Annotated in this window: 6 protein-coding genes and 1 pseudogene; 3 read left to right on the top strand and 4 right to left on the bottom strand. The window is 70.6% G+C overall.

From position 1 onward, the window contains the following. Both ACWF94_RS26600 and miaB read right to left on the bottom strand, forming a co-directional pair. A pseudogene (locus ACWF94_RS26600) lies at positions 1-430 on the bottom strand (hypothetical protein); the annotation flags it as partial. 241 nt (positions 431-671) lie between these two features. After that, positions 672-2,192, bottom strand: a complete 1,521-nt coding sequence (gene miaB, locus ACWF94_RS26595; protein WP_453493508.1) for a tRNA (N6-isopentenyl adenosine(37)-C2)-methylthiotransferase MiaB — start codon at positions 2,190-2,192, stop codon at positions 672-674. A 484-nt stretch (positions 2,193-2,676) separates the two neighbouring features. On the opposite strand from miaB, the gene ACWF94_RS26590 reads away from it, so the two are divergent. After that, a complete protein-coding gene (locus tag ACWF94_RS26590) occupies positions 2,677-3,675 on the top strand; it encodes a TAXI family TRAP transporter solute-binding subunit (protein ID WP_453493505.1) in 999 nt (332 codons plus the stop codon). 122 nt (positions 3,676-3,797) lie between these two features. On the opposite strand, the gene ACWF94_RS26585 is transcribed toward ACWF94_RS26590, so the two are convergent. Then, positions 3,798-5,192 (bottom strand): ATP-binding protein, encoded by a 1,395-nt coding sequence (locus ACWF94_RS26585; protein ID WP_453493503.1) that lies wholly within the window; start codon positions 5,190-5,192, stop codon positions 3,798-3,800. An 11-nt stretch (positions 5,193-5,203) separates the two neighbouring features. Beyond that, positions 5,204-5,908 (bottom strand): response regulator transcription factor, encoded by a 705-nt coding sequence (locus ACWF94_RS26580; protein WP_453493500.1) that lies wholly within the window; start codon positions 5,906-5,908, stop codon positions 5,204-5,206. Between the two features lie 309 nt (positions 5,909-6,217). Between ACWF94_RS26580 and ACWF94_RS26575 the strand changes: the two genes are divergently transcribed. Together ACWF94_RS26575 and ACWF94_RS26570 are read left to right on the top strand one after the other, a co-directional pair. Next, complete coding sequence (locus tag ACWF94_RS26575) at positions 6,218-7,003, top strand: amino acid ABC transporter ATP-binding protein (RefSeq protein ID WP_453493497.1); 786 nt, start codon at positions 6,218-6,220, stop codon at positions 7,001-7,003. Between the two features lie 214 nt (positions 7,004-7,217). Next, the gene (locus ACWF94_RS26570; protein WP_453493494.1) at positions 7,218-8,042 is read left to right on the top strand and encodes a glutamate ABC transporter substrate-binding protein; all 825 of its coding nucleotides are present in this window, start codon (positions 7,218-7,220) and stop codon (positions 8,040-8,042) included. Positions 8,043-8,061: the final 19 nt, after the last annotated feature.

Raw genomic sequence — 8,061 nt, 5'->3', positions numbered from 1 at the left:
GCAGGGCCACCCGGGCGGCCCGGGCACCGGTCTCCCGCCCGGCGGACAGACAGCGGCCGGTGTCGAGTGTCTCGCCGACCGCCAGTCCCTCGGCCGGGCAGGCGGCCCACCGTGCGTTGCCGAGCAGCCAGGCGCCGACCGCCAGGGAGTGCGGCAGCGGCCGGTCCTGGGGGCGCCCGGCTCCCAGCCGTACGTCCAGGTCCACCCCGAAGCCCCGGAAGGATCCGGCCGCCCCCGCGTGGTGCGTCCCCGTGCCCTCGTGCCGTCCGGCGGCTCCGATGACGACGAGCAGGTCGGGCCGGGCGGCGGCGAGCACCCCGACGGCGTCGGCGCACGCGGCCCTGGCAGCGTCGAGTTCGGCGGCGGCGCCTGCGGCGACCTCGGGCACGAGCAGCGGCGGACAGGGGCACACGGCGGCGGCGACAAGCATGATCGGCAGCCTAGTGCGTGCCGTTTCGGCGGCGGTCGCACGGGCGCTGAGCCGGGTGGACCGGGCCGGACGGCCGCACAGCGAGAACCACATGGCGCCGGGTCACCCGGCTCCGGCCCGGCTGCCGGAGGAGTCCCCTCAGGGCGAGCCCGGGGCGTGGCCGCCGCCCACGGCCCACGGCGCGGGCAGCCGGTCGAGTACCCGGGGCGCGGCAGCTGTCCGCAGCGCGCGGGCAGCGGTTTCAGTCCACGGCGCAGCCGGGCGCCGCGGCGACCGGAAGCGGCTCGGGGACACCGATCTTCGGCAGACCCAGCATCACCCCGGCGGCCTTCGGGGCATCTGCCGCCGTGCGCTTCTGCCAGGCGTCGCCCGCGCGGGTGCGGCGTACGGAGGTGGTCGCGCCCTCGGCGAGCAGATGGTGGGGCGCGGCGTAGGTGATCCCGACGGTCACGACATCGCCCGGACGCACCTCCCCGTCCGGCTTGGTGAAGTGGACGAGCCGGTTGTCGGGGGCCCGGCCGGAGAGGCGGTGGGTGGCGCCGTCCTTGCGGCCCTCCCCCTCGGCGACCATGACCTCCAGCGTGCGGCCGACCTGCTTCTTGTTCTCGTCCCAGGAGATCTCCTCCTGGAGCGCGACCAGGCGCTCGTAGCGCGCCTGCACGACCGCCTTGGGGATCTGCCCGTCCATGGTCGCGGCGGGGGTGCCGGGGCGCTTGGAGTACTGGAAGGTGAAGGCGTTCGCGAAGCGTGCCTCGCGGACCGTGTGCATGGTCTGCTCGAAGTCGTCCTCGGTCTCACCGGGGAAGCCCACGATGATGTCGGTGGAGATGGCGGCGTGCGGAATCGCGGCGCGCACCTTCCCGATGATCCCGAGGAATCGCTCCTGCCGGTAGGAGCGGCGCATCGCCTTAAGGACGGTGTCCGAGCCCGACTGAAGGGGCATGTGCAGCTGCGGCATCACATTCGGCGTCTCGGCCATCGCGGCGATCACGTCGTCGGTGAAGTCGCGGGGGTGCGGCGAGGTGAAGCGGACGCGCTCAAGACCGTCGATCCCGCCGCAGGCGCGCAGAAGCTTGCCGAACGCCTCGCGGTCGCCGATGTCGGAGCCGTACGCGTTGACGTTCTGGCCGAGCAGGGTGATCTCGGACACGCCCTCGCCGACGAGCGCCTCGATCTCGGCGAGGATGTCGCCGGGGCGGCGGTCCTTCTCCTTGCCGCGCAGGGCGGGCACGATGCAGAAGGTGCAGGTGTTGTTGCAGCCGACCGAGATGGAGACCCAGGCGGCGTACGCGGACTCACGGCGGGTCGGGAGCGTGGACGGGAACGCCTCCAGCGACTCCGCGATCTCGACCTGGGCCTCATCCTGGACCCGGGCGCGCTCCAGCAGGACCGGCAGCTTGCCGATGTTGTGCGTGCCGAAGACCACATCGACCCAGGGGGCCCGGGTGACGATGGTGTCGCGGTCCTTCTGCGCCAGACAGCCGCCGACGGCGATCTGCATCCCGGGGCGCTTGGTCTTCATCGGTGCGAGCCGGCCGAGATTGCCGTAGAGCTTGTTGTCCGCGTTCTCCCGGACGGCGCAGGTGTTGAAGACGACGACATCGGCGTCGCCGTCGGCGCCCTCGGGCGCGCGGACATAGCCGGCGTCCTCCAGCAGGCCCGACAGGCGCTCGGAATCATGGACGTTCATCTGGCACCCATAGGTGCGGATCTCATAACTGCGCTGAACGTCCACTGCCTGACTCCGGTTGCCGCTGCTCATGGGACAAGGGTAGGCGGTGGCCGGGACAGCTCCCGCCGGAGCCCGTGCCTGCCCCGGCGCCCGTACGGGCGCGGGGTGCCGCCGGAGGCGGGGCTGCCACCGCACCAGGGCGGGCGGGCCACCCCGGACCGGGTGCGGGCCGCGCCTCCGCAGCCGGGTGCGCGCCTCCGCGACCGGGTGCGCGCCTCCGCGACCGGGTGCGGACGGGCCTCCCCGGACCGGGTGCCGTCGGACACCGGGTCGGTCCACCGCTCATACGGCAGACGTACGCCGGGTGCGCCCGCGCGTCCGGGCCCGCCCCCGGCGGGCGTACGGGAGGATGCGCTGTTTCCGATGGTGTACCCGGTGCTCCCGGCCCTGCCAGGGCCAGGCCCCCGCCACGGCTCCACGCCGACCCCCGGTCACGGCTCCACGCCAACCCCCCGGTCACGACTCCATGCCGAGCCCTGGTCACTACGGGGAGTCACCTGGCAGGATCGCGACCATGTTCCAGGCCGTGTCCGGAATCAGCCGTCGTCGTGCCTTTAAGGCGGCCACGGCTCTACTGGTGCTGCTCGGGCTGGGGCTGTGGTGGCTGCTCCCCCTCGGCGAGTCCGGGCCGCGCCGCTCGATCACGTTCAGTACGGGCGTACAGAACGGGGTGTACCAGCGCTACGGGGTGCTGCTGAAGCAGGCACTCGCCCGGGATCTCTCCGATGTGGACATAGAGCTCAAGCTCAGCGAGGGGTCGCAGGAGAATCTGGCGCGGGTCGCGTCGGGTGAGGCCGACTTCACCGTCGCCACCGCCGACGCCGTCGCCAAGTACCAGCGGGACGGCAAGCCCGGAGCCGCACGGCTGCGCGGCTGCGCGCGCCTGTACGACGACTATGTCCAGCTCGTCGTGCCCGCGCAATCCCCGGTACGGACGGTCGCGGATCTGCGCGGCAGGAAGGTGGGGGTCGGGCAGGACGGCTCGGGTGTGCGGCTGGTGGCCGAGCGGCTGCTGGTGGCCGCAGGGATCGACCCGGACGATGACATCGACTCCGTACCGGCCGGGATCGACACCGTTCCCGCCATGCTCCAGCAGGGAGACCTGGAAGCCTTCTTCTGGTCGGGCGGGCTGCCGACCGGTGCCGTGCAGAAACTGTCCGAGCACTTCCGGATACGCCTGGTCCCCCTGGGCCCCGACCTGGTCGACAAGGTCCACAGGACCAGTGACGCCGCGAGCTACTACCGGCTGGCCGCGATGCCGCCCGACGCCTATCTGAACGTGCAGAGCGGTGCCGCGGTGCCGACGATGGCGGTGGCGAATCTGCTGGTGACGACGGACCGGACGGACCCGTCGATGGTCGAGGGCTTCACCCGCACGGTGATCAAGAGCCGGGACCGCATAGGAAATACCGTCCACCCGGCGCAGCTGGTGGATCTGCGGACGGCGGTCTACACCGATCCGCTGCCCCTGCACGAGGGGGCCCGGCGCTACTACCGCTCGGTCAAGCCGTAGCCGTAGCCCTTACCGCTCGGTCAAGCCGTAGCCCGTAGCCGTAGCCATCTCCGGGTGCCATCCGGCCCCGGACGGGTCCAGGGACACCCAGGGACGTCCAGGGAAATCCAGGGTCATACGCCCTACGGTCCCGGTGCCGTGCGCGGCACACTCACCTTCACCCGGAGCCCGCGGGGCTCGTGATGGGAGTAGGAGATCCCGCCGCCTCCCGCCGAGAGGAGAGCGCGGGAGATGGACAGCCCCAGCCCGGAGCCCTTGACGTTCTGGTGGCGGCCACTGCGCCAGAACCGGTCGCCGATACGGGCCAGCTCGTCGTCGGTCAGCCCCGGGCCGCGGTCGGTGATCACCACGGTCGACGTGGCCCCCTGGGAGCCGACCGACACGGAGACCTCCTCACCGCTCGGGGTGAACTTCAGCGCGTTGTCGATCACCGCGTCCAGGGCGCTGGAGAGGGCGATCGGATCCGCCCAGGCGGTGACCGCCGAGCGCTCCTCATGGAGGCGTACGCCCTTCTCCTCGGCGAGCGGGCGCCAGGCGGCGACCCGCTCGGCCGCCAGCTCACCGATATCGATGAGCTGGGGGGACGCCGACGCGTGTTCGGCGAGGGCCAGGTCCAGCAGATCGTCGAGGACCTGGGCGAGGCGCTTGCCCTCGGTGCGGACAGAGGCGATCTCCTCATTGCCCTCGGGCAGTTCGAGCGCGAGCAGTTCGATACGGAGCAGCAGCGCGGCGAGGGGGTTGCGCAGCTGATGGGAGGCGTCGGCGACGAAGGCCCGCTGCTGTTCGAGCACCTCTTCGACGTTGTCGGCCATCTCGTTGAACGAGCGGGCCAGCCGCCGGAGTTCCGGGGGGCCGCTCGCCGCGGCGACCCGGGAGTTCAGCTGCCCGGTGGCGATGTCGTGGGTGGCGGCGTCCAGGACGCGTACCGGGCGCAGCACCCACCCCGTGAGCCGGAAGGCGGCGCCGACGGCGAGCAGCATCGCCGCGCTCTCCCCGGCCGCGATCAGCAGCCAGGCGCGCAGCACCCGTGAGCGCAGCTGACCGGTGGGCGAGTCGGTGTAGACGACGGCGACGACGTCCCCGTCCCGTACGACGGGTGAGGCGACGACCAGCCGGCCGTCCCGCTGCCAGGGCCACACCTGGGGCGGATCCTGGCTGCGCCGCCCCGACAGGGCTTCCCCGAACGCCCCGTGGCCCTGGCCATCCGGCGGCACGACCAGCTCGTCGGGGGCGCCCGCCATCGCGGTGCGGTCGCGGTAGAACACGCCCGCGCCGATGCCGTAGGTGGCGTGGTAGCGGTCGAGTTGCTCCTGGAGGGTGGCACGCCGCTCGTTGACGGCACCCGTGCCCTCGGTGACGAACTGCGCGAGCGCCGCGAACCGTACGGTGTCGTCGATCCGGTCGACGACGACCCGCTGCTGCTGGGCCGCGGCCACGCTCATGGCGAGCGGGAAGCCGAGCGCGAGCAGCACGCCTGCCATCAGGATGATCAGCAGCGGAAGGAGTCGCGTACGCACAGGGGAGAAGGTTACGGCGCGGTCGGCGCGACGAGGCGGTAGCCGACGCCGCGGACGGTCTCGATCAGCGTGGGCATACGGAGTTTGGAGCGCAGGGAAGCGACATGCACCTCAAGGGTGCGTCCGGTCCCCTCCCAGCTGGTGCGCCAGACCTCGCTGATGATCTGCTCCCGGCGGAAGACGATTCCCGGTCGCTGGGCGAGCAGCGCCAGCAGGTCGAACTCCTTGCGGGTCAGCTGCACGGCCGTGCCGTCGACGCTGACACGGCGGGTGGGCAGCTCGATGGTCATGGGACCGAGCCGCAGGGCCTCGTCGCCCGGCGCGGCGGGCTCGTCGCCGGTCGTGGTGCGCCGGGCGACGGCATGGATACGGGCCAGCAGCTCACCGGTGTCGTACGGCTTGACCACATAGTCGTCGGCCCCGAGGTTGAGCCCGTGGATCCTGGACCGTACGTCCGAGCGGGCGGTCACCATGATCACCGGGGTGGAGGTGAGCTTACGGAGCTTTCCGCACACCTGATAACCGTCCTGGTCGGGCAGGCCCAGGTCCAGGAGCACCACCCCGAAGGGCGGTTTGCCCGGGTTCGTGGCCGGGAGCACGGCGCGCAGCGCCTCTTCGCCGTTGCGGGCGTGCACCACGTCGAAGCCGTGCCGGGCGAGCACCGCGGCCAGCGCGGCGGCGACATGGTTGTCGTCCTCGACGAGCAGCAGCCTCATGGCCCCCCTTCGGTCGTGCGATTCGGTCATCGGCCGGGTCGTCCTGCCTCCGGCGGCGGCCGGGCGGCCGTACTCGCGCGGCGCCCGGGGCACCAGGGCATCAAGGCCGATCCGCACCCGGGGAGTCAAGGGGCTTTCCGTCGCCCGCCGGTTTCCGTTATCCACCCGGTACTCCGGGCGTAACCCCCTTCACACATAGTGTCCGCCTGAAGCCAGATCGTTATGCTCAATTTCCGCTCAGATGTAATGACGCTGGTCGCACGGTCTCACTACTGTCCTCCCAACCGAGGAGGACGGAGCTGTAAGCCGATGAGCGGAGTATCAGTGGCCAAGGAAGCCGGGGACGCCGTCCCAGGGGCGAACGACCTGGTCGTACTGAGCAACGTCAACAAGCACTTCGGCGCGCTGCATGTGCTCCAGGACATCGATCTGACCATCGCCCGGGGCGAGGTCGTGGTCGTTATCGGGCCCTCCGGGTCCGGCAAGTCCACGCTGTGCCGCACCATCAACCGCCTGGAGACGATCGACTCCGGCGCGATCTCGATCGACGGGAAGCCGCTGCCGCAGGAGGGCAGGGAACTCGCCCGGCTGCGCGCCGACGTCGGCATGGTCTTCCAGTCGTTCAACCTCTTCGCGCACAAGACCGTGCTACAGAACGTGATGCTGGGCCAGGTCAAGGTCCGCCGGACGGACAAGGGGGCCGCCGAGCAGAAGGCGCGCAAACTGCTCGACCGGGTCGGCGTCGGGTCGCAGGCCGACAAGTACCCCGCGCAGCTCTCCGGCGGTCAGCAGCAGCGCGTCGCGATCGCCAGGGCGCTGGCGATGGAACCCAAGGTCATGCTCTTCGACGAGCCCACCTCCGCGCTCGACCCCGAGATGATCAACGAAGTCCTCGAAGTCATGCAGCAGCTGGCGCGCGACGGGATGACGATGGTCGTCGTCACCCATGAGATGGGTTTCGCCCGCTCCGCCGCGAACCGGGTGGTCTTCATGGCCGACGGAAAGATCGTCGAAGAGGCCACGCCCGAAGAGTTCTTCAGCAATCCCCGCAGCGACCGGGCCAAGGACTTCCTGTCGAAGATCCTGCACCACTGACGGCCCCACCGACCGCACCGCCGACCGCACCACTGACGGCCCCACCGACCGCACCGCCGAGTGCACCGCGGCCCGCGCCACCGACGGCACCGCAGGCCGCACCACCGAAAGCACCGCGGCCCGTACCGCGGCCCGCACCACCGAGTGCACCGCCGACGGCACCACCGCTGGCACCACCGAAGGCCGACGAACCACGACGTAAGGGATGTTCACCATGAAGCTCCGCAAGGCATCCGCGGCCCTCGCCACGGGTCTCGCGCTCTCGCTGGCCCTCACCGCCTGCGGCGGCGACAGCGGCTCCGGCGGTGGCGACAAGATCACCATCGGTATCAAGTACGACCAGCCCGGTGTCGGCCTGAAGACCCAGGACGGCAAGTACATCGGGTTCGATGTCGATGTGGCGACCTACATCGCCAAGGAACTGGGCCACGACGCCAAGGACATCGTCTGGAAGCAGGCGCCCAGCGCCGAGCGCGAGACGCTGATCAGCAACGGTGACGTGAAGTTCGTGGTCGCCAGCTACTCGATCAACGACAAGCGCAAGGAGAAGGTGTCCTTCGCCGGCCCCTACCTCCTGGCCCACCAGGACCTGCTGATCCGCGCCGACGACACCTCCATCACCAAGGCCACCGACCTCAACAGCAAGAAGCTGTGCTCGGTCACCGGCTCGACCTCGGCGCAGAACGTCAAGGACAAGCTCGCGCCCAAGGCGGACCTCCAGCAGCTCGGCGGCTACTCCGAGTGCCTGAACGGCCTGGAGAACAAGACCGTCGACGCGCTGACCACCGATGACTCCATCCTGGCCGGTTTCGCCTCGCAGAAGGAGCACCAGGGCAAGTTCAAGCTCGCCGGCCTCAAGCTGAGCGACGAGAACTACGGCATCGGCCTCAAGAAGGGCGACAAGGACCTCCAGTCCAAGATCAACAAGGCGCTGGAGAAGATGAAGTCCGACGGTTCGTGGGACAAGTTCGTCAAGGCCAACTTCGGCCCGGCCAACTACAAGAACGAGCCCGCGCCCGAGATCACCGAGACCAGCTGAGGCAGGGGTGACGTGCCAC

This window comes from Streptomyces sp. NPDC055078 (genome assembly GCF_053607985.1).
Note: the sequence above shows the minus strand (reverse complement) of the source record. Positions and strands in the feature narration are given on the sequence as shown.